Genomic DNA, 22067 nt, shown 5'->3' with positions numbered 1-22067 from the left:
AACCCCTAGCTTTTGATCTTAATTCCTGCTTCTATCATGTCCACCTTATTGGTATAAAAGTGTTACCTAGTACCCAACAGTTGAGGTAATTTTGTCAGGTCTACATTGCCACCGCTAATAATCACGCCGATTCGCTTTCCGGGTGCGGTGATTTGTCCTTCGAGTAAAGCAGCGGCGGCGAGTGTGCCTGTGGGTTCAACGACAATTTTTAGGCGTTCCCATAAGAAGGTGAGGGTGCGACGAATGGCATCTTCGGAGACAGTGATCATGTCATCGACGTAATTGAGGACTAAGGGAAAGGTAAACTGACCCAAGGATGGGGTACGAGCGCCATCGGCAATGGTATCCGGGTTATGGCATTTATGGAGGGTTTTGCTGTAAAACGAACGGGTAGCATCGTCAGCGCGTTCGGGTTCGACGCCAATCACTCGGCAATTAGGGAATAAGGTTTTGGCGGTAATCGCACAGCCGGAGAGTAAACCACCGCCACCACAACAGACGAGTAAGATATCCAGTTGACCGATTTGTTCAATCAGTTCTTTGGCAACGGTACCTTGTCCGGCGATAATATCAGGGTGGTCGTAGGGTGGGATAATCGTCAGATGTCGTTCGGCGGCTAGTTTTTTGGCGAGTTCCTCTCGGATAGTTTCTGCTGGTTCATAGAGAATCACTTCAGCGCCATAACCACGAGTTGCCGCTAGCTTGACATCTGGGGCATTTTCTGGCATGACAATGGTTGTCGGAATGTTGAGCAATTGACCGGATAGGGCGATCGCTTGGGCGTGGTTGCCGGAAGAATAAGTGATCACACCCTGTTGTTTCTGGGCAGTTGAGAGTTGAGATAGGGCGTTAAATGCACCACGAAATTTAAAGGAACCTGTGCGTTGGAAGTTCTCGCATTTGAAGAAAACCTGAGCTTGGGTACGTTGGTTGACAGTGGTAGAGGTGAGAACAGGTGTAAGATGAGCGTGGGTTCTCAGGCGTTTGGCGGCGGCTTCGATATCGGTATAGATAACAGATAATGATTGGTTTGTCATTCGTCAATAGTCATTATTGATATGGCTCAAAAACTTATAACTAATACAGTTAGCACCAAATCTATAGAAGTGGCGACTCATCCAGAACTTGATCTACTCCTGTGCTGTAGCCGCACTCAAATAAATACGACAACAGCTAAATCTATCAAAACATTAGTTGAGTCAAACATCAACTGGGCGCATTTAATCCAAATGGCTGATAGACAGGGGGTTTTACCCCTCCTGTATCAAAGTCTTAACAGTACCTGTCCCGAAGCTGTTCCTCAGACTCTTCTGAATCAACTACGGCTGCGGTTCCAGACGAACGCTCTATATACTTTATTTCTGAGCGAAAAATTAATCAAACCTTGTCCTTGCTTAAAGGCTTGATGATAAAGGGCTAAATCGCCTAGAGTAAGAATACCTTGGAGAGTTCGATGGATAACAAACCCATAGGCGGCAAACATAATCAATCCAGCCAAGGCTTGAGCGCCTAAATTAGCCGCAGAACGGCGAGTGGCAATGGTAAAGCTTTCGTGGTAGAGTTGCCAACGTAATTGGCGAAATCGTTCGCTAAATAGAGAACCTAAATTAAATAGGCGAATTTCTTTAGCAACTCTATCTCTGGTAAGTAAGGCGCTGTAGTACCCCGCACGGCGTCGGATTGAAGTTTTCTCTCGCTGCCAACGATACATGATTTTGGCGAATTTTAAACGGACTAGCACCGAGGGAATGGCAACGACAAAGAGAACCCCAGCCATTCCCCAGTGAAAGGAGAGTAATAAACCGACAATTGCCAGTAAGGAAATGCTATTTTTACCGATTTGAGTAAGGCGGTCTACAATTTGAGTGGGTCGTGATGGGGCTTCTCGTTGCGCCCGTTGCAGTTTATCGTAGTATTCGGCATCCTCGTAGTGCTCTAAGTCTACTTCAATGGACTTGGCATGGAGAATACCTTCCATAAAGTCAGTGACGCGCTGGGCTTGTAGGGTGCTGACTAAATTGGCGGATGATTCGCACAGAGTCGTTGTCAGGATAACAATACCTGCGATCGCCAGCAATACCATGATTTGACTGAATGCAGCTTCCTGGTTAGGAGTGGTGAGACTAGCAGAAAGGGTATCAACCACTACTTTCGTCAGGTAGAGGGAGGCTAGGGGGAGGATTCCCTGGAGGATAATTAGGGCGACTTTAATCCCGGTTAATCTGGGCGCACTTTGCCAGACTAGGAGGATGGCGCGTTTAAGTTTGGGCATTTGAATAAAGGAGTCAGGAGACAGGAGGGAAGGAGTTAGAAGTTAGGAGAAATTAAAGGTAAACCAACCCGCTAAACGCTTTACTGATTTGATAGTTTGGCAAAAAGCCCATCAATTCGTTTTGTTGGTTGATCGTTTTAGTTGCAATTTTCCTTCCTCAGAAATCTATGGACTAACTTCGCTAATTAAGACGAGCCGTCCTCCTGCCAAGAAATCACCCTGACGTTGTATAAGGTTTCGATCCAAACCTTAGCACCACATCTGGGACTATCAGGACGATACACAACCCGGCATCCTCCGGGTATTTCCACCTCATGTCCATAGACATTCGTATTGCTGGTTTGGGGTGCTTGTTCCTTTGCGCCATTCTGCGGCGCTCTGTCGCACCACTTCTTCACCGTAATCACCGGCTGGTGTTCCTGGTATTTTTGATTGTGTCGAATTCTGTGCGAATTAACGTGAATGATCGTTTTCGCTGGTTTTCTGGGATTGAGCCAACGCGGAGCCGGACCTCTTTTACCTGGCTTAATCAAAGGTTTGCCATTAAATAGAGGCACTAACCACATCTTCCCCGTCTTGTAAGCGCCTTCGACTCTGCCGGCAATGAGCAGGACTCGCAGTCGAGCCGTGGAGATATTTAAAATTTCAGCCGCTTGGGTTGTACCAACAATCATAGTAACTCCTTTGGGTCTGAAACCCTGTCTTTATAAGACAGCTTTACAATTAAATGCTGGTTTTTAAATGGAGATAATCCCAGGAACCAGCAAACCCTGTAATAAGTCCCTTCGCCCACCCAGTCCAAGATGTCTTGGCATTACCCAACGCCTAACCAATTAGGCTTAGATATAGTCCGAACTAGGGAAGTATTCGGAAGTCTGTGCCAGAACTAGGCTCAAACCGAGCTATTCACCGCTTACGTTGTCCAAACTGGCTTGGTCAATCCTTGTCCCTTTTAGGGCAAGGTTGGTGAAAGTAACTATAACGATAGCGTAATAGTTTTGAGTAAGATAATTGCACTCCAGTTTACCAGCCCACAGCCAGGAATACCCGCCACCCGATCGCCAAAGTCAATGAAACATAACAATGGCGCGATCGCATCTGTCCATCATCCACAACCCAAATGGCACAATCACACCCTGGATGGGAGCCGTATTGGGAACTCCTAGATTCATATTGCTGTAAATTCCAGCAACGCTATTTTTCTCCTGACTCCTTCCCTCCTGACTCCTGACTAACCATTGATGCTTTCAATTCTCAAAAAGCCTTCCTGGACAAATTTAGTGGCGAGGTCAATTTTGCCTTCGTCGGTAATTAGTCCGCCGATATCTTTGACGGCGAAGCTTCTATCCTGGAGTAGGGTATTCAGGGAGAGTTCGACAAAGCGGGGGAAATCGAGGGTCTTTTTGTAGAATTTGACATAGATTTTTTCGTCGTCTTTGTCCAGTTTAAATAGGATATTTTCCCGGCGGGATAGGACGGTGTTGAGATTTAGCTTATTGAGTTGAATGGAATCTTTGAAGCGGTTTTGGTCTTCGGAACGTTTGTTACTAATATACTGTTCAGATTTCCGGGTGAGGAGTTCGTCTACGTCTAGGGTATCGATTAATGCTTGCAGGCGTTGGCGAAATTCGGCTTTAAAGTCTTGGTGATGCTGTTCATTCATTAAAGCATTGGGAACGGCGCGTCGGAATTCGGCTTTGTCTTCGGCGATGTCGGCGACTTCTCGGAGGAGTTCAAACCAGTAGTTGGGATGTAATCCCAAGGTAATGTGAACGGAGGCGGTGTCGGTGGTGATGGCGTCGTGGATGAGTCCTCTGGGAATATAGAGTAAGTCACCGGGTTGGAGTTCGACTTCAAATGTGGGTTCTCCGAGTTCGTATTTACCCTTTTGTTTACAGTGGGGTTGTTTTTGGGAGGGAAGTTCTATGGGAGAATGGTATAAACGCCAGCGTTTGGTGCCTGTAGTTTGTAAGATGAAGACATCGTGGTCATCGTAGTGGGGGGCAAATCCTTGGGCGTTGACGGGGGTGATGTAGATGTTGAATTGTAAGCGGATTTGCAGTTCGCGTTCGAGGTCGGCACAATAGTTGATTAGTTTGAGAATTGAGCTATTGCCGGAGTTGATAATTAGGGTATTTCCTTCGTTGAAGAGGACGAAGAGTCTATCGTTATCAGCGGTTGATGAGTTGCGGTGCGACCATTTCCAGGCGGGTAATTCTTCGCCGTTGTTGACGACTCGCAGATGGGAACTGGGTAAGGTTTTGTTTTGGAAAAATAAGTCGATGTCGTCAGTGTTGAGGATGGCGTCGTAGTAGGTTGGGGTATTGCGGGAGAGGTGGAGGTAGTTTTTTTCGTAGTAATGGTGGAAAAAGTCTTCTATGTTGAAAGGGGAGATGAGATTTGCGAATTTAGAATACATACTCGGCAGCTATCATGAATTTTAAGCAAGCTTATTTTTATGTAGGGTGGGCAATATTTAAACTTCTCAAAAACTTGATATTGTTGCTTTACATTGCCCATCCTACAGTAACTTTTACTTGACAACTAAGTTAGTTAATAATTATCAACTATCTCCTAATCAATCTGGAGCATCCCAATTTGGCACGTTGACTCTTGTAAAGGGGCTGAAATCCTTGCCAATTCGTTACTTTTGGTAATGCATTATCCAAAACGGGGTGATCCAAATCAATCTACTTTAGTTTCGTCAATTGCAACCCTATTGGGATCTACTTGTCCTTCATGATCTGATGGTAAATCAACAACTGGAACTTCTGGATCTCCATCTGTATGTGCGTAATTATTGGTGTCGCTTCCCATGCCATCACCGCCGCTTCCACCTGAACCAAGAGTAAACTCTTTCATCGTTCCGTATTTCTTGAGACTTGGTTGCTCATAGAAAAGAGGTTCCATTTTATTTCCTCTGGTTTCATCAATCTTCATCTTAGTCCTCCTTTATTGAACCACTTAACAAGAATCTTCAGACAATTTTTGTTCAAAGAAGATAATATTAGAACATTTTTTTAACAAATAGCTTTAATTTTTTTGTTCGCCTCTCCAAAACCAGATATAGTATATGCGTTATTTTCTACAATCAATCCCCCACCTGAAAATCACCATCATCAATAGCTTTTGCATCATTTGCTATTGCGTCATTATCACTCCCCATGCCATCGCCGCCACTTCCACCTGAACCAAGTGTAAACTCTTTCATCGAGCCGTATTTCTTTAGATTGGGTTGCTTATAAGGCAGGTTCATTTCCTGTTTCTCCATATTTCCTACATCGCTATTCATCTTCTTTCTCCTTAATTTAACTAATCGAACAAAAAACTTGATTTTTGGGTCTATCTTCTCCTAACTCTCCTTCAACCCAACGCACCAACTGCTTCAGCGCCCCAAAATTCTTCGGATTCTCCACCTTCCAAATATCTACATCCCCTGTCAATTGAACGCACTGCTGGAAATGACGCTCAAGGGCAGTTCCTTGCAGAAGATCACTGGGTAAGGGAAAGAAACGTGCTAGGCTAAAAAAAGCATTGGTTCCATCCATTTTGGTAATCTTAAGGTCTGCTCCCTCCTCTAATATAAAGATATGAGTCAGGGGATATGGGTCAACGGGAAAGTTTTCTTTTTGCCGGATAACCCGTTTGCGGGAACCGGGAAAAAGTGGGGGTAATAACGATGGATTATAACCCAATCCCTTGACGGCTGATTGCCAGATTTTTATCTGGGGAAACGCGGGGTAAACCATTGGTTTCCTTGGATTATCGAGGGATATAGCGACCATATCATCAGCGAGTACGGTATAGCCGCATTTGGCAAAAGCAGCAGCCGTGGTAGATTTCCCTGCACCTGGAGTCCCTGCAAAGATAACGACTTGTTCCCCTATTTTTATAGCACTGGCATGGAGTAAAAATAAGCCTCTTTGATAGAGGATTATGCCTAATGCTTCGCTCAAGATGTACAGGTTTAAGAGTTGGGGTTTGATGTTGTTGGAGTAGGTGTCAACAATTAGGGTTTTGCCATCTTTTGCGAGTAGGGTGGCGATTCCTTGCCAGTGCAGGTAGGCTTCTTGAGTGGTGCCACCAAATAGGGCTTCTATTCCTTGACGGTTGATAGAGGTGGGTTCTAAGGGTGGGGGTTTGAGTTTTCCTTTTTGGATGTAAATATCTGCTTTATCTCCTCCTGGTAGTAATTCAGGAAGAGGAAAGTCAGAATGAATATTTAAACCATAGGCTTGGTAGAAAAACATTTAACCCTTATTCGCATTCGCTCTCGTTAATAAATTAAATGCATGACAGCTTATGCCAAGCTAGTCATAGTGAGCGATCACACTAATCGTCATTTCCGATAGTTACGTCTTGTATTAAAAAATCGGCGGCAGAGTTTTTGTTATCTCCAAAGAAAACATTATCATCAAATGAACGAGGATCGTCGTTACCTGCACTTGCATTTTGATTAACATCATTTATTCTAGTGTTTTGCTCTGTCTTTGCGTCGCTTCCCATCCCATCACCTCCACTTCCACTTGAACCTAGTGTAAATTCTTTCATCGTTCCATACTTCTTAATACTCGGTTGTTCATAGGGAAGATTTACTCCGTGGTTATCTATCATTTCTCTCTCAATACTCATCATCTATCTCCTTAACTAAACAAATCAAAAACCATTCAACCACAATCCTTAGATTGCCTCAACCACATTGCCAAGAACATTGCACAAGCAATCATTCTTGCCCCACGCCTCCTCTGCTTCCAAGGAGTCGCAGACTTTGAAAACTCCCGGTACTCTTGATATAAAGCATGACTATCTATATAACGCGATAACTCCGACTCTCCCCCCAACACCTCCTCAATCAACTCCCGCTCATCCCTCTCCATCTCTGGAATAATAAACCCATAAAAATCCACCTTACTCCCCCGCCGCCGCACCTCCTCCGGCAAAATATCCTTCATCGCCCGTCGCATTACCCCCCGCCCAAACCCATTGCAAAATTTCAAATGAGCCGGAACCGCCAAACACAACTCCACAACTCGCTTATCCAGAAACGGATGACGCGGTTCTATCCCCAACGCCGCACTCATCCCATCAACTTGCTCATTGATATCCTGCATATTATCCGAGGTTATCCCGCGATGATGATTCAAATATTCCGACGGCAAATAAGCCAATTGATAGTCCAACTCATCCTGAAGTAGCCCATTTAAACCAACCTGACGAGCAAAATCACGATTAATCTTTGAATTATAAGCCTGCCACTTAACCTGACGTAAATTGTAATAAATACTCCGAACGGGCAAACTGACGATACCACGAAGGGAGAACGACCAATTCCGAGAAACCTTAGAGAGTCCCTGCCAATAGCCCTTTATCTTAAAATCTTTGACCAACTGGTTAAAATAAGGCAGAACATACTGATAAAGTTCATACTCTACCCTTTTCTTGTCCGCTGATTCTTTCCCTTTATCCAAACGCGATATAACAATATCCTTTAAACAGTCCCACTTACCCAACTCAATTAACTCAGCCGGATAATCTTGACCATGAGACACAATCGTATCCCCATCATGTCCCGTCAACACCACCCGCGCCCCCTGCTGCTGCACGGACTGCAAAGAAGCCAGTAACATGGCAGGTGTAGGCATTTGCACGGGTCTATCTATGCAAGGCGTCACCGTTTGCGCTGAACCAATGGGATTCCTCACCGTAGCGATCGAATGCTGAAACCCCCCCTGCGCCAATACCGCATTCACATACCCTTTCTCATCCGTAGACGGTACACCACAATCCCCATAAACCGTCAATAAGGGAAACCTAACCCCCCCAGCTTTCCTTGCAGGAGAGGGGTTGGGGGAGAGGTTTTGCCCCCGTAACAGATTCCTCGCCACACAGCTAACCGACGACGAATCCAACCCACCACTCAGAGTAGATACCACCGGATAAGCACTCCGCAAGCGACAAGCCACAGCCTGGGTAAACCGTTCTCGAAACGCCTCCACATACTCCCCATCAGACTGGAACTGTATCGTTTGCGCCGCCGCATCCAAATCCCAATAGGACTGAAAATTCAACCCCCTCTCACTCACTTCCAGCCACTGCGCCGGGGGTAAACGCCGAATATCCTGGTAAAACGTATCCGACTTTAACGAAGCAAACCCCGTTAACTGACACAAATAAATCCCCACCTTCGCCTGATTCACCCGACGCGAGACTTCCGGTAAACCCAATACCCCCTTAATCTCCGAGGCAAAGGCAAAAAACTTACCCGGTGAATAATAATAGTAAAACGGCTTCACCCCACTATGGTCTCTGGCGCAAAACAGCACCTGCTGACGCTGATCCCATATCGCAAACGCAAAGTCACCTAACAACCGTTGCGGACAACCATTCCCCCATCGTTCATAAGCCGCCAAAATAAGCTGACTATCGGTAATCTTCTCAACCGGACACTGATTTAACCCCAACGCCGCAATCAGTTCCTCACGATTATCAATCCGCGCATCCGCCGTGAGTACCCAATGTCCTTGAGAACTCACCAAAGGCAACTTTTCCAAAAACGATTCCGGTGTCGTCCACAGCATCCGATGTGCCAAACCCACCGACGCTTCACACCAAATCCCCGCACCATCAGCACCTCTATGTGCCAATCTATCTACCATCCGCCCCAGGATTTCCCGTTCCACGGGACGCCCATCGAGATAGTAAATCCCCACTATCCCACTCATAACCCACCCCCTTCAAATGAGGGCATTGGCGTATATCGGGACAAGTCCCGGAGATGACCCATTACCACCCGTCCCTGAATTTCCACCCAAGCATGAGCCTCAAACTGTCCGGCTTCCCCCTTTGCCACACCAATTCTCAGTTCCGAGGTGTAACCGTACCAACTCATGAGAATTTGTGTTGTCAGCGCCCGTGCCAAACACTTAACCTGACCGGGCATATAATAACTCGCCACCTCAACTGCCCAAACAATCTGATCGAGGGTTATCCGACAATCAGGTCTAGGATACAACCATCTTGTCCCCTTCACACCCGCTAACAGGTGGCGAAACCGCTGAAACGGTAGCACCCCCAGCCCCAAGCGAACAGCGCCCAGCAAGAAAACGGCACGGCATAACAAAACGCGATCGCAAGCTGTTAAACTGAGAAACTTATGCAACTGCTGCATCCCGCACCTCAATCAATCCTTCTGTTGCCAACTCTTCCAGCAACGCCAAGACATCGCGATCGCACTGTTCAGGCTCAACGTCATATTTTGCTAGAATCCCATCCCGCACCTCGCTTACCGCTTTCGGTTCCTGAATCAGATTCCAGATACTCACACCCACAGCACTCAAGCCGTAGTACATTCCCGACTTGAGATTCAGGATCACCGTCTCTCCCGTCAAATCTGATGAGCGCTGTTCCTGACTGGCGACGATAATCGAAGACATTGACACCGTATTTTCAGAACTCATAACTTCTGCCAACTCCCAGAAACGCTATCTTTACAGCCATCCAGTAACCCAGGGCAACGTTCAGGCGATCGCACGATTCTCTCCTTAATTCTTCTATCCGTATAAAAAGACAACTGCCCGTCAGTTTACAGTCTTGGGAATCTCTGTCAAGTTACAAATCGCAAAAAATCCTTTCCTTTACACAATCTTTATTAAATTAAATAGTTAAACTAATTATCAATAAACATCAATTATTAAAATGTCAAATTATCTTGACAAAAAACGCAAATTCCCATCTAATATAAAAAAACAGCGGCAGCTCACCAAACCTCTTCAGTCCTATTCTCAGTTTAGTTACAAAACTTAAAAAAGCCAGACCCCTCAAGTCACGAAAATTCGTTCTAACTATAATCAAAATTTATGAATTGTCCTGAAACTGACACAGAGGTCAACTTCACGAAAACTTCATAAAAGCCACGGCTGTCCGTGTCAGGATTCGTGAGCGACGCGATCGCGGACGTAGTGCAAGTCCTAGCGTCGGTCGATACAAGCCTTTTATCACTTAATAGCTATTTAACCATGAAACAGGTTTGGGGGATCTGAATTGGATAGTGGCTTGAGCGAAAGGTGAGTAATGGTCTTTTACCCTCTACCTTTTTTTTGCTTAGTTTTCTGTTTTAGGCTTAAGCGTAACAATCATTTCAAAAATATGAGTAGAAGGGTTGTCTTGAGTCACGGTTCCACCGATCCCTTGCACGGAATTTAAAATAGCTAAAGCGGTTTGGGTATCAGAGTCAGGTTCTGGTGTATCTGGGGTGGTATTTTCGATAAAATCATTCACCACTGTCATGGTTTTATCCATATCTAAATAAAAGTAACCGCTGTTAGATTCCGGTAAAGCTTTAGTTACCGTAATAAACGACTCACTTTGATCCAGAGACGGTTCAGGATTCGCCAGCATTTTTTCTACTATTGGTTCGCCAATAGCGATAAACAGGGAATTCTGGTTTAGCCAACCATGTCCTAACCAGGTTCCTTGTCCCGGAATTGCCCATTTGGTAACCGATTGTCCTTGAACTGTTGTGGGTGAAACTTGAATAGTATTCTGTTGGGCGAGGGTATCAAGTTGAGTTAACGTGGCTTGGGCGGTGGCGCGATCGCTGGTTTGAAAGACGATCACTCCGCCAAAGCCGATGGGGGCGAGTATCCCTTCTGTGGAAGGAATCACGCCGATGGCAAATTCCCCATCCATCCAGCCAAAGATATCCTGATCTACGTCTAAATTGATGCTATTGGCGGCACTTCTGAGGCTGTTGAGTCCTTGCTGCAATTGGGGATCGGATTGGGCGGATTGGCTCATTATTTCCCATCCCTGACTAATTCCATTTCCGGTTAACAGCATCATCGTTGAAGCGGGGAATTGACTGATAATTTGACCGGGATTGGGCTGAAATTCGACTTGAATATCCGATGGTTCAACATTAGCAACGGTTTTCAGCCGGATTCCTACGTCATCAATTCCTACCCCCATTTTAACTGACTTAAACGCTTGCAATTGTTCTAATGTAGCAGGTGGTAAGGGAGCAACTCCTGGATTATTAGCAACCATTTCTTGCACAAAAGCAGTATAGTCAGGGATATAAAACTTGGCAACGGGGTTGAGCAGATCCATATCCTGGGAGAAGAGTGTGGCAATATTCCCTTCGCTAGCCAGAGACGGTTCTCCCTTATAGCTATCAATCGCTAATTGCACAGGTTTCAAGTCTTCGGATATGACCAAATGCTGTCTCAATACCGCTGAATAGAAGGTTTGTCCCTCGTCGATTGTTTCTAAAATTGTCAACCCGTTATAGTCAATCTCATCAGTTTTTCCCAGTTTTTCGTCAGTTTTCAACTGGTTGGCAAACTTTAACAGACTGAACTTATTTTTAATCGTAACAACTGTCAACAGATTGGAGTCGTCTACCGCTTCAGCAGAGGTAGTTGGTAAAACCGCGACCATTACATTCCCCAACCACGGTTTTAAATCTTCCTCGTAACTAATTTGGGAATCCTTAAAGGTTTCTGTTTTTAAATCTTCCAGACTTTGATTCACTAACGTTTGCAGTTCGGGCGTACCAAACTTCTGCAACTTCATCCAGGATTGAGAGTCAGTGGAAATAAAGCCCGCCATCACCGCTTCATCGGGGATAACTTTAGCACTGGCGGCTGGGGTGTCGGCGACTCCCCAAAAACCTTTAGCGTAGAGATAAGCCGCGCCACCCCCTACCAAGACTAGAGTTGTGCCAATTACCAGAAACTTTTTAAAGGACATTTTAAATGTCTCCTAACTTGAATAAATGTTTTCAATAAATCCGCGTTTCCTTATTTATCACCCTAAATACTAGAATGTCCGACTACTTACTGTTCCCTGTTCCCTGATTTAATTTTGTCCAACTAAGCTGTTCGGCATTTAAACCTTAATATCAATAACGGCGAAAGCCTTGTAGTGCGTTAAGCGAAGCCATGCCGCAGGCTTTGCATCTTGCTCGCTACTAATACCCAATTTAAATGCATGACAGCTTACTTATATTTCATGTTAGCAGAACTTACAACAAGACAGGCTTACTGTAAATAGGACTATAGCTTGACACGATATGAACAGAGGGTTGAGTCAGCCGCAGGGTGAGGGCTAGCCGAACTTGACCACTGGTATTGCGAATCGAACGATGCATGAGTTGGTCGGTAAATAAAACAAATTCTCCAGGACGCAAAACCACAGGAATGGCTTGCTGTTCTAAGTCTTCTGTCAAATTAAACAAGTGATTGCCACTAAATGGGTCTTTCATTTTAACTGAGACATCCGGAGTGAGTTGAAAATTAGGGATGTACTCAAACCCATTCCGTTCATTAACCTCGGTTAGTGCAATGTAGACATTGATCGTTTTCCCTTCGCCTTGAAGCAGATTGGGATAGGAGTCTTGATGCCAAAATGGAATCAGTTGTTGCGAGGGATAATTTACCCAAATTTCCGAACGCCACAAGACTAATGTTTCACCCAAATACTCGTTCAATTTCTGTCGTAACTTTTTATCCTGACAGATCGCCCAAACAGCCTCTGAATCAAGATGTCTTTCCATATAAAACTCTTTCTTGCGGAGTTGATTGACAAGTAGAATAATTGCTCCAATCTTGAAATTAAATAAAAGGTGGATAAAATGATAAAATTGGTTTTTAAGCGGGGGGTTAGGCAAGACAGTTTCAACAATAGCTTGGGTAAGGGAACCGAGTTCAGAGGGACTTAATGCCAGCGAATAGGGTTCTAAAAGTCCAACAGTCGTCTCAGGTTTGGCGGGTGTTTTCGGATTGTATTGATTACAGCCTGTCCACAAGCCACTCTGTTCCCACAACTGTTGACCGAGTTCAGTATCTTTTGCTAGATCAGGAAGTTCTATTTCGTTCTGTTGATAATCAAAAAACTTACCCGTTACCGCTGCAAAATCAGCAGATGTTGCACAAGTCAGCAACCCAGAAGCACTTTCTTGGGGCGAAATGCCAATGCCCAAATACTTGCTTAAGCGATGCCCTAAGGTTATATTAGATTGCACAAATCCAGGATGAATTGCGTTAACAGTTATGTTGGTAGTCTTTAAGCGCTGTGCCAGTTCTTGAGTCAGGATCACTAAGCAAAGTTTTGATACGGCATACAGTTCTATAAAATTTAAGGGTGTCTTCTTGACAAAACATTCCCATTTGATAGAAGTGGGGCGCAAGGCTAAGTCAGAGGCAACCATGATGATTCGGCTGGGGGCTGAATGTTGAAGCGTTTCCAGTAGCAAATTTGTCAGTAGAAAGTGACCCAGATAGTTAATTCCCCAAATGAGTTCAAATCCTTCTTGAGTTGTGCCTCTGGCATTGAAAACTCCCGCATTATTCACTAATAAATGCAGCGGAAGCTGTCTGTCCTGAAACAGTTTCACAAATGTACGAACTGAATCAAGGGAGGCTAAATCGAGTGGCAAAAACTCAACCTTGGGATTTCCGGTGGAGGAGCGAATATAATTGACAGATTTCTCAGCTTTGTTTGCACAGCGACAGGCGATAAATACATGATGACCGAATTGGGCGAGACCAACAGCAGTCATCAAACCTACACCTGAGTTACCACCTGTGACAATGCAGACTTGCTGAGGTTGACACTGATTCATACGTTCTCATTTTTTATTGATAGTAGCGCAATCTTTGCAATCTTTGTATAGAGACTGGGGCAATTGAGTCCCGGCTTGGGTTGGTCGTCATTTTTACCAACATTTACCAACATTTACCAACATTCACTAATATTTGCCAACATTCACCAACATTTTCTAGTTTTTATCAGAGGAATAGGTTTGACTCATTACCAGAAGTGATAAAAAGTATATAAAAATTATGTACTACAAATTTAAGATGGTTACATGTTGGGTTTTAAGCAAGCTTCATCAATCTCTTACGTTAATTAGAAGTAACTTTACAGATTCTTCACATAAACGGGTGTCAGGTTTAGTTATTATACGTTCAATATCTGTTGAACAGATAAATTTAGTGAGTTGAAATGAGTTCTGAAAGCTATGCGGGTGATAGTTTTGTCTAGCTATTGTGGCGATAAAAATCATAGTCAGCCTGAAGAATTATTGAACGTTTAAACCATTGCCCAGCAATGGGTGTGGTGTCTTTGTTAAAACTGATTGAGACACTTTCCATCAGGTACAGCTTATTTTCACTGTTGTTGATCAGGGCTAATTGTTCCTCACATGATGACTGCTACTAAGTATTTAGACTTCCCTTATCTATATGAATTGCTGACCGAGACAGTTCAACCTCGGTTATTGTCTCCTGGATTAAATCGAGTTTTTTATCTCTTATCTCAGGTCAAGCCGTTTTTTGAGCGACACTATCTAGAACTAGAAGCGGTTACTGATAGTGAGTTAGGCACAGTTAAATTTGCTCCACTTACGCCATCAAACTCACCCTTAGACGATCTATCTGGGATTGTTCCAGACATTCAAGAACCGTTAGCTGTTTCTGACTCATTGATAAAGAATGTGTCTCAGCGATTCCAGATTGACACGGCTGAAGCAGAGACAACCAGTACACCAACAGTCGAAACTGATAAGCAAGATTACCAACCGGGTGAAACAGCGACGATTACCGCGACAGGGTTTGATCCAGGTGCGGTGGTCAAATTACAGGTGCAACATCTGGAAGCGGGTGCTGATGGGGAGTTTGGTACAGCCGATGATTTGATTTTGGCGTCGTCCAATTCAGGATCAGGACATGAACCTTGGATGGTTAAAGATGGAAGTTCTCGCGATCGCGATGGTCTAAAAAATGGGACGATTGTCACCGAATGGTATGTTCATCCTGATGATTCGGCGAATGAAACGTTCCTGTTAACTGCTACGGATTTGAAAACGGCGGAAGCGGCTGAACCCCATATTTTCACGGATTCGGTTCTAGATTTAACGGGAACTCAGTCAGCCGGATTTGTCAATGGTTCTTATATTGTTCGATCTGATTTAGCCTCGGGTTCTGGAACCAATGACTCGTTTCTCAAACTGAGAGCAAAACCGGATGAAGAAGGCTTCAACACCGATGCGGCGGTTCATCAACCCGATGTGAAGTCAGCGCGATCGCTCCAACTATCTGAACTGCAACAGGTTACTATTGCTGGAGAAACCTTCCGCGAAATCCGCCTGGATCTGAATGAAAAGAATAGCGCCTCTGAGATTACGCTACAAGAGTTCCGACTCTTTCTGGGCAATTCGGCTACATTGAGTGCTTATGATCCAAGCAATCAGACACTGATTGGTGCCTTAAATAATGGACAAGCTGTTTTTGATTTAGGCGGTTCCGTACTGCTTGATGCCAGTTTAACACCAGGAACGAGTTCGTTTGATGCCTCGATTTACGTTCCTGAAACGGCTTTTTCTGGAGCAACAGGCAGTACTTATGTGTATCTTTTTTCTAAGCTTGTTAGTTCAGACGGCGGGTTTGAGGAATTTGCCATTGCTGATGTGGCGGGAATCGATCCGGAGGGGACGATTTCGGGTCGCGTGTTTGAGGATGTCAATGGAGATGGAGATGATGAAGCGGGTGCTGATCCGAATTTAGATGGCGTCACGATTAAATTATTTTTAGATGATGGTGATGGCGTGTTTGAGGCGAATGAAGGCGCATTTGACCCAACCAAAGACTCGTTAGTAACAACCACAACTTCTGCTAATGGCTCATACTCCTTTGGTGATGTTTTAGCGGGTGACTATTTTGTTCGCCAGGTAACCCCAACAGACCTTATTCAAACAACGACTGATCCAAGTCTAATCACAATTGGTAGTAATACGACAGTTACAGGCGTTGATTTCGGTAATGTTGAAGAATTCGGTAGCATCAGTGGACAGAAGTTTGAAGACATTGATGGCGATGGGATTAAAGATGCAGGTGAAGCGGGATTAGCTGGCTGGACTATCTTTATTGATGCTAATGATAACGGTAGTTTAGATGCAGGAGAAACCAATACCACCACAGATGCCAATGGGAACTACAGCTTTACTGATTTAAGTGCAGGAAATTACACCATTCGCGAAGTTCAACAAGCAGGTTGGCAACAAACTACATCGAATCCCAGCGACATTAACATTACCAGTGGTACAGACACCACAGGGGTTGACTTCGGTAACTTCCAACTTGGTAGCATCAGTGGACAGAAATTTGAAGACATTGATGGCGATGGAGTTAAAGATGCAGGTGAAGCCGGATTAGCTGGCTGGACTATCTTTATTGATAGCGATAATGACGGTGTTCTCGATGCAGGTGAAACCAGTACCACCACAGATTCCAATGGTGACTACAGCTTTACGGGTTTAACTGTTGAAACCTATACCATTCGCGAAGTTCAACAAGCAGGTTGGCAACAAACTACAACTAATCCCAGCGCGATTAACATTACCAGTAGTGGTACTACAGTTACAGGAGTTAACTTTGGCAACTTCCAACTCGGTAGCATCAGTGGACAGAAGTTTGAAGACACTGATGGTGATGGAGTTAAAGATACAGGTGAAGCCGGATTAGATGGCTGGACTATCTTTATTGACGCCAATAATAACGGTAGTTTAGATACTGGTGAAACCAGTACGAATACAGATGCCAATGGTAATTACAGCTTTACCGATTTAACGGCTGGAGACTATACCATCCGGGAAGAGCAAAAAACGGGTTGGGAACAAACTACATCTAATCCCAGCGCGATTAACATTACCAGTAGTGGTACTACAGTTACAGGAGTTAACTTTGGCAACTTCCAACTCGGTAGTATCAGTGGACAGAAATTTGAAGACATTGATGGCGATGGAGTTAAAGATGCAGGTGAAACCGGATTAGCTGGCTGGACTATCTTTATTGATGCCAATGATAACGGCAGTTTAGATGCGGGAGAAACCAGTACCGTTACGGATGGAAGTGGTAATTACAGCTTTACGGATTTAACTGTAGGAAGCTATACCATCCGGGAAGAGCAAAAAACGGGTTGGGTGCAGAAAACAACAAATCCAGCACCAATCACCGTTGAAAGTGGGACAAATGCAACAGACATTGATTTTGGCAATCGACAAGAAATTGATTTAGAAATCGAAAAGGCATTTATCTCTACATTAGAAGGAGAAAATATTGCGATTCCCGATGAAGAATTTTCCTATACATTGACCGTCACCAACAATGGTTCAGCGACGGCTGAATCTGTCTTGATCACTGATAATGGAGACTTGCAATTAAACGTCTCTGAACTAATCCTTCCCGTTAGTGCGATTGATTTAGATACATACGATCCTAATCAGGACGGCATGATTGACTCCTATATTGCCGCCAATGGTCAAAGCTTGAGTGGCGATGGCAATCCGGACTCGGTTGAAGTGGTCATTCCCACACTCTTGTCGGGGGAATCCGTACAATTGATAGTCAATACAACCGTGAGTAGCGACTATGTTCAAATTAACAATTTTTATGGTTCATTAGGAGAAAATTCAGAACTATCCGAATACAATAATGGTCAAGTTAAAGGTACAATTTGGCTCCCAGTTAATAAGCTTGAAAAAACGGCTGGCTCACCCTTGGTAGCCGTACAAAAGAATGTCGTTGGGAGTGAAGTAAGTGTAGCCGCATTTAGTAGTTATAATGCGTTTGACACTAACACCTCGAATAATAACAGCGTTGATTATGGCACGATCCCCTATGTTCAATATACGGCAACACTAGGAAATGGGGAGCAATTCCGGCTTTATTCTGAGCTGTTTGATCCAGAGACTGATGATCCGCTCGATCCAGGTTTCACGACTGTTCTAAATTTGGATTACTGTATCAGCACAACGACGGGTCAAATCATTACAGAAAACTGTGCCTCATTAATAGCCAGTGGACAGGCTTATAACAACTCGGCTTTCCTTCCTGACGGAACAGAGGGTAGCGCGGCTTTTTATTTTGAATGGGATAATAAAGCTTTAATCGCCCAAATTCCCGATGAGTGGAATGCATTTTTAGCACTAGATACGTCTACTGACCCGACGGCTGCCCAGCAAATTATTGATTTTAATAATCAATTACTGGCAACCGGTCATACTGGTGCGGATATTTTTACGGATGGGGCGCTTCAGCTGACAAATCCTAACACTAACGAAACTGAACAGATTGCCGTGACTGATGCCCAAGTCACGCCAGATTTTGCCGATAACGTGATTATTTTAGTCAAAACGGACGGCGTATATTTTGCGGATGAAAACTTAACTCCAGGAACACAGATCATTGCTCAAAATGATTTGCAAGCGGCACTTGATACTCTATCTCCAGCAGCAAATTCCTTAAGCAGTTTAAAGATTGTGATTGACTCACCCGTCACCACAACCAGGCTGGAGACATTAGATCTCAATGCATTGCAGGACAAAGGGTATCTTGTGACAGACCTAGAAATTTTGGGTTCTACCATGAGCTTTGCTTCCCAAAATAGTCAGGTAAATCTAGACTTATCTTCGATTACGGTAACGGCTCCTGTGAATGCTAATGTGGAACTTCTAGGTCGCAATGGAGCCGATACGATAGAGGGTAGTTCTTTCTCAGAAATCATCAAAGGTAAAGGCGGTGATGATCTATTAATCGGTGGTTTAGGGGATGATCAGTTGTTTGGTAATTGGGGGAATGATTTAATACGCGGTGATGGTGGTGATGATATTCTATCGGGTGGCTTGGGTGCAGATACCCTGCGTGGTGGCTTGGGTGCTGATCTTCTTGTCGGGTCATACTACAATCCACTTATACAACTTGTCCTTCCCGATTTCGGCGCTAGTGACATTTATGTACTTGAAGAAAACGCCGGGTTAGATATTGTGCGCGGCTATGATGTGGGTTCTGATCAAATTGGACTCTTAGGTATAGCGCTCAATGATCTGGTTCTGACTCAACAAGGTGTTGATAGTATCATCAGTTTGAATGGAGAAGACATCATGCAGGTAGAAGGGGTTAATACCGCAGACCTTGCTTTTACGACCAGTTTCTCGTATATTTAATGTCTAAAAGTTCCTGAGCAAAATAGCAATATTACCGCTGATGCATTCGAGGGTCGAGGAGGAATCTTAATATCAGTGTAGGGCGCACCGACGTGCGCCCTTATGGATTATCGATAGTTTTGTCAACGGATTAACATGAGTACAATATATTCTCAAATCAACAAAACTCTTAAAGGTTGGCTAAAGCACCCCCGTTCTTCTCTTGTGCCGCTTCTAGGTGCTTTTTTTCTGACTCTATCCTTTTGGCTTGCTCATCCTGATCATTCGGCGAGTGCAACATTTTTGTTAACGGCTACGAATTTACAAACGGGGACAGAGGCGACACCTCATATTTTCACAGACTCAGTTCTGGATTTAACCGCTAATCAGTCAGGATTTGTCAATGGTGCTTATATTGTTCGTGCTGATTTAGCGTCGGGTTCTGGTACTAATGACTCATTTCTTAAACTGAAAGCTACTCCGGAAGAGGAAGGCTATAACACAGATGCAGCGGTGAGTCAACCCGATGTCACATCAGCGCGATCGCTGCAACTGTCTGAACTGCCACAGGTGACGAAAGCGGGAGAAACGTTCCGCGAAATCCGCCTGGATTTGAATGAAAGGAATAGGGCTTCTGAGATCGTGCTAGAAGAGTTTAGACTCTTTTTGGGCGATTCTCCTACGCTGAGTGGTTACAATCCCAGCAATCAGACGCTAACGGGAGCCTTAAATGGCGGACAAGCTGTTTTTGATTTAGGCAACTCGGTGCTGTTTGATGCAGCGTTGACATCGGGAAGTGGTTCCGGTGACGCCTTATTTTATATTCCTGAACGTGCTTTTGCGGGAGCCGATGATAGCACTTATGTTTATCTCTTTGCCAAGTTAGGCAGTGCGGATAAAATAAATGGTTCAGATGCTGGATTTGAGGAATTTACTGTTGCTGATATGCCTGGAATCGATAATGACTTCGGCAATCGGCAAGAAATTGACTTGGAAGTTGTCAAGACATTCATCCCAACATCAGAAGGTCAAAACATTGCAATTCCCGATGAAGAATTTTCCTATACATTGACCGTCACTAACAAGGGTTCAGCGCTGGCTGAGTCTGTTTTGATTACCGATAGTGCTGACTTACAGTTAAACGTCTCCGAATTATTTATTCCTGCTGGCGCAATTAATTTGGATACATACGATCCGGATCAGGATGGTACGATTGACCCCTATATTGCTGCCAATGGTCAAAGCTTAACGGGTGATGGCAATCCAGACTCTGTGGAAGTGGTAATTCCTTCCCTCTCCTCTGGTGAATCCGCACAATTGACAGTAAAAACAATTGTCAGTAATGAGTATGTTCAAACCAACAATATCTACGCTTCATTAGGGGAAAATGCTAAATTATCGGAATACAACAACACGCAAGTTAAAGGAAAATTTTGGCTTCCTGTCGATAAAATTGACAAAGTAGCGGGTTCATCGATAGTAAACGTCAAGCAAAATATCGTTGGGGGTCAAGTTAGTGTCGCAGCCAACGGTGCTAATGTTTTTGAATCAAGCACATCGAATAACACCAGTGCTGACTATGGCACAATTCCGTTTATGCGGTACATCGGGACGCTCAGTAATGGAGAGCCAGTACGTATTTATTCTGACCTGTTTGATCCCAAAACAGATGATCCGCTCAATCCCGAATACGTAACCATTCTAGATTTCGATTACTGTATCAGCACTGTAACGGGTCAGATCATTTATGACAATTGTGATTCACTAATAGCCAGTGGACAGGCTTATAACACATCCGATTTTCTTCCTAGCGGACAAAAGGGTGCAGCAGGTCTTCATTTTGACTTTGATAATAAAGGGCTGATCAGTCTAATTCCCAATGAGTGGAATGCTTTTCTGGCACTGGATACATTCACTGATCCAACGGCGGCACAACAAATTGCTGATTTTAATCAGCAATTAATGGAGATGGTTTATTCGAGTGCATTAAGTGAAGATAGTCGTGGAGGTGCTGATATTTTCAATTCGGGCGATCTTGAGCTAATAAATCCTAACACCAACAAAACTGAACGGATGGCAATTGCTGAGGCTCAAGTCACTCCAGATTTCGCTGATAACGTGATTATTTTAGCCCAATCAGATGACGTGTCTTTGGCGAATGAAAATTTAACGCCAGGAACAGAGATTATCAACTACAATGATTTGCAAGACGCACTCAATACTCTTGCTCCAGCAACTAATTCCTTAAGCAGTTTAAAGATTGTGATTGACTCATCTGTCACTACCACCCGACTGACGACATTAGACCTTAATGCTTTAAAAAACAAAGGCTATCTGGCGACAGACTTAGAGATTTTGGGGACAACGATGACCTTTGATACCCAAAATGGTCAGGGAGATATCGACTTATCCCAACTTAATGTCATTGCTCCTGCTAAAGCCACTGTCACACTAAAAGGTGGCAATGGGGTAGATACAATCAAGGGAAGTTCGTTGTCAGAGATCATTGAAGGTGGCAACGGTGGGGTTCACAACTCAAATGAAACGCTATATAAACTGTAGGGTGCGTTAGCAAAGCGTAACGCACCCTCTATCTGTAAAAACCTATGCCCCTGAGACTCACCCAATTGATTATAGCTGTAGACACATTTTCACAACTCATTTAGAAAAATATATCGTTGAAGCCAAGACTATCAGTGCAGGTTTTGAGCGTAATCTACCTTCATAAAATAAACTAAAAAAATGTTATATTTACCCTAGTTATATGCTAGAATGATTAACTTATATAGAATTGGATTATTGGGAGAATATCAG

The 22067-nt window shown here is 44.1% G+C and carries 17 protein-coding genes and 1 pseudogene; 5 read left to right on the top strand and 13 right to left on the bottom strand.

The annotated features are described in order from the left end of the window. Window positions 1-62 precede the first annotated feature (62 nt). The gene (locus tag RID53_RS18055; protein WP_446389415.1) at window positions 63-1037 is read right to left on the bottom strand and encodes a threo-3-hydroxy-L-aspartate ammonia-lyase; all 975 of its coding nucleotides are present in this window, start codon (window positions 1035-1037) and stop codon (window positions 63-65) included. A gap of 21 nt (window positions 1038-1058) precedes the next feature. Here RID53_RS18055 and RID53_RS18050 point away from each other — a divergent pair, with 21 nt between their 5' ends. Next, entirely contained in the window at window positions 1059-1406 is a 348-nt protein-coding gene (locus RID53_RS18050) for a nucleotidyltransferase family protein (RefSeq protein ID WP_446389414.1), read from the top strand. Here RID53_RS18050 and RID53_RS18045 read toward each other — a convergent pair. Continuing rightward, complete coding sequence (locus RID53_RS18045; protein ID WP_446389413.1) at window positions 1316-2272, bottom strand: ABC transporter transmembrane domain-containing protein; 957 nt, start codon at window positions 2270-2272, stop codon at window positions 1316-1318. The two genes, RID53_RS18050 and RID53_RS18045, sit on opposite strands and share 91 nt — an antisense overlap. A gap of 88 nt (window positions 2273-2360) precedes the next feature. Here RID53_RS18045 and RID53_RS18040 point away from each other — a divergent pair. Then, a pseudogene (locus RID53_RS18040) lies at window positions 2361-2453 on the top strand (four helix bundle protein); the annotation flags it as partial. 4 nt (window positions 2454-2457) lie between these two features. Here RID53_RS18040 and RID53_RS18035 read toward each other — a convergent pair. Beyond that, on the bottom strand, window positions 2458-2946 hold the full coding sequence (locus RID53_RS18035) for a DNA-binding protein (protein WP_446389412.1): 489 nt from the start codon (window positions 2944-2946) through the stop codon (window positions 2458-2460). 324 nt (window positions 2947-3270) lie between these two features. Between RID53_RS18035 and RID53_RS18030 the strand changes: the two genes are divergently transcribed. After that, the gene (locus RID53_RS18030; RefSeq protein ID WP_446389411.1) at window positions 3271-3438 is read left to right on the top strand and encodes a hypothetical protein; all 168 of its coding nucleotides are present in this window, start codon (window positions 3271-3273) and stop codon (window positions 3436-3438) included. A 65-nt stretch (window positions 3439-3503) separates the two neighbouring features. Here the strand turns inward: RID53_RS18030 and RID53_RS18025 are convergent, their stop codons facing one another. From RID53_RS18025 to RID53_RS17980, 10 genes are all read right to left on the bottom strand, one after another. Next, complete coding sequence (locus RID53_RS18025) at window positions 3504-4691, bottom strand: cupin domain-containing protein (RefSeq protein WP_446389410.1); 1188 nt, start codon at window positions 4689-4691, stop codon at window positions 3504-3506. Window positions 4692-4957: 266 nt separating this feature from the next. Next, a complete protein-coding gene (locus RID53_RS18020; protein WP_446389409.1) occupies window positions 4958-5212 on the bottom strand; it encodes a hypothetical protein in 255 nt (84 codons plus the stop codon). 151 nt (window positions 5213-5363) lie between these two features. Continuing rightward, window positions 5364-5564: a hypothetical protein gene (locus RID53_RS18015; RefSeq protein ID WP_446389408.1), complete on the bottom strand. Its 201-nt coding sequence runs from the start codon at window positions 5562-5564 to the stop codon at window positions 5364-5366. Between the two features lie 16 nt (window positions 5565-5580). Then, window positions 5581-6522 (bottom strand): hypothetical protein, encoded by a 942-nt coding sequence (locus RID53_RS18010; RefSeq protein ID WP_446389407.1) that lies wholly within the window; start codon window positions 6520-6522, stop codon window positions 5581-5583. Window positions 6523-6604: 82 nt separating this feature from the next. Continuing rightward, window positions 6605-6904, bottom strand: a complete 300-nt coding sequence (locus RID53_RS18005; protein ID WP_446389406.1) for a hypothetical protein — start codon at window positions 6902-6904, stop codon at window positions 6605-6607. Between the two features lie 35 nt (window positions 6905-6939). Then, window positions 6940-8994: a lasso peptide isopeptide bond-forming cyclase gene (locus tag RID53_RS18000; RefSeq protein ID WP_446389405.1), complete on the bottom strand. Its 2055-nt coding sequence runs from the start codon at window positions 8992-8994 to the stop codon at window positions 6940-6942. Beyond that, entirely contained in the window at window positions 8991-9440 is a 450-nt protein-coding gene (locus RID53_RS17995) for a lasso peptide biosynthesis B2 protein (RefSeq protein WP_446389404.1), read from the bottom strand. Before RID53_RS17995 ends, RID53_RS18000 begins: the two co-directional genes overlap by 4 nt. Then, window positions 9424-9729: a lasso peptide biosynthesis PqqD family chaperone gene (locus RID53_RS17990; RefSeq protein ID WP_446389403.1), complete on the bottom strand. Its 306-nt coding sequence runs from the start codon at window positions 9727-9729 to the stop codon at window positions 9424-9426. Before RID53_RS17990 ends, RID53_RS17995 begins: the two co-directional genes overlap by 17 nt. A gap of 643 nt (window positions 9730-10372) precedes the next feature. Then, entirely contained in the window at window positions 10373-12022 is a 1650-nt protein-coding gene (locus RID53_RS17985; protein WP_446389402.1) for a DUF3352 domain-containing protein, read from the bottom strand. Window positions 12023-12296: 274 nt separating this feature from the next. Beyond that, the gene (locus RID53_RS17980; protein ID WP_446389401.1) at window positions 12297-13895 is read right to left on the bottom strand and encodes an SDR family NAD(P)-dependent oxidoreductase; all 1599 of its coding nucleotides are present in this window, start codon (window positions 13893-13895) and stop codon (window positions 12297-12299) included. A gap of 585 nt (window positions 13896-14480) precedes the next feature. Between RID53_RS17980 and RID53_RS17975 the strand changes: the two genes are divergently transcribed. Both RID53_RS17975 and RID53_RS17970 read left to right on the top strand, forming a co-directional pair. Next, a complete protein-coding gene (locus RID53_RS17975; RefSeq protein ID WP_446389400.1) occupies window positions 14481-19274 on the top strand; it encodes an SdrD B-like domain-containing protein in 4794 nt (1597 codons plus the stop codon). Window positions 19275-19409: 135 nt separating this feature from the next. Further along, window positions 19410-21815, top strand: a complete 2406-nt coding sequence (locus RID53_RS17970; protein ID WP_446389399.1) for a hypothetical protein — start codon at window positions 19410-19412, stop codon at window positions 21813-21815. Window positions 21816-22067: the final 252 nt, after the last annotated feature.

Origin of the sequence: Coleofasciculus sp. B1-GNL1-01, from assembly GCF_040220235.1 — a bacterium.
GTDB lineage: Bacteria > Cyanobacteriota > Cyanobacteriia > Cyanobacteriales > Coleofasciculaceae > Coleofasciculus.
The sequence above is the reverse complement of the archived record's forward strand: the minus strand, read 5'-3'. Positions and strand labels throughout refer to the sequence as shown.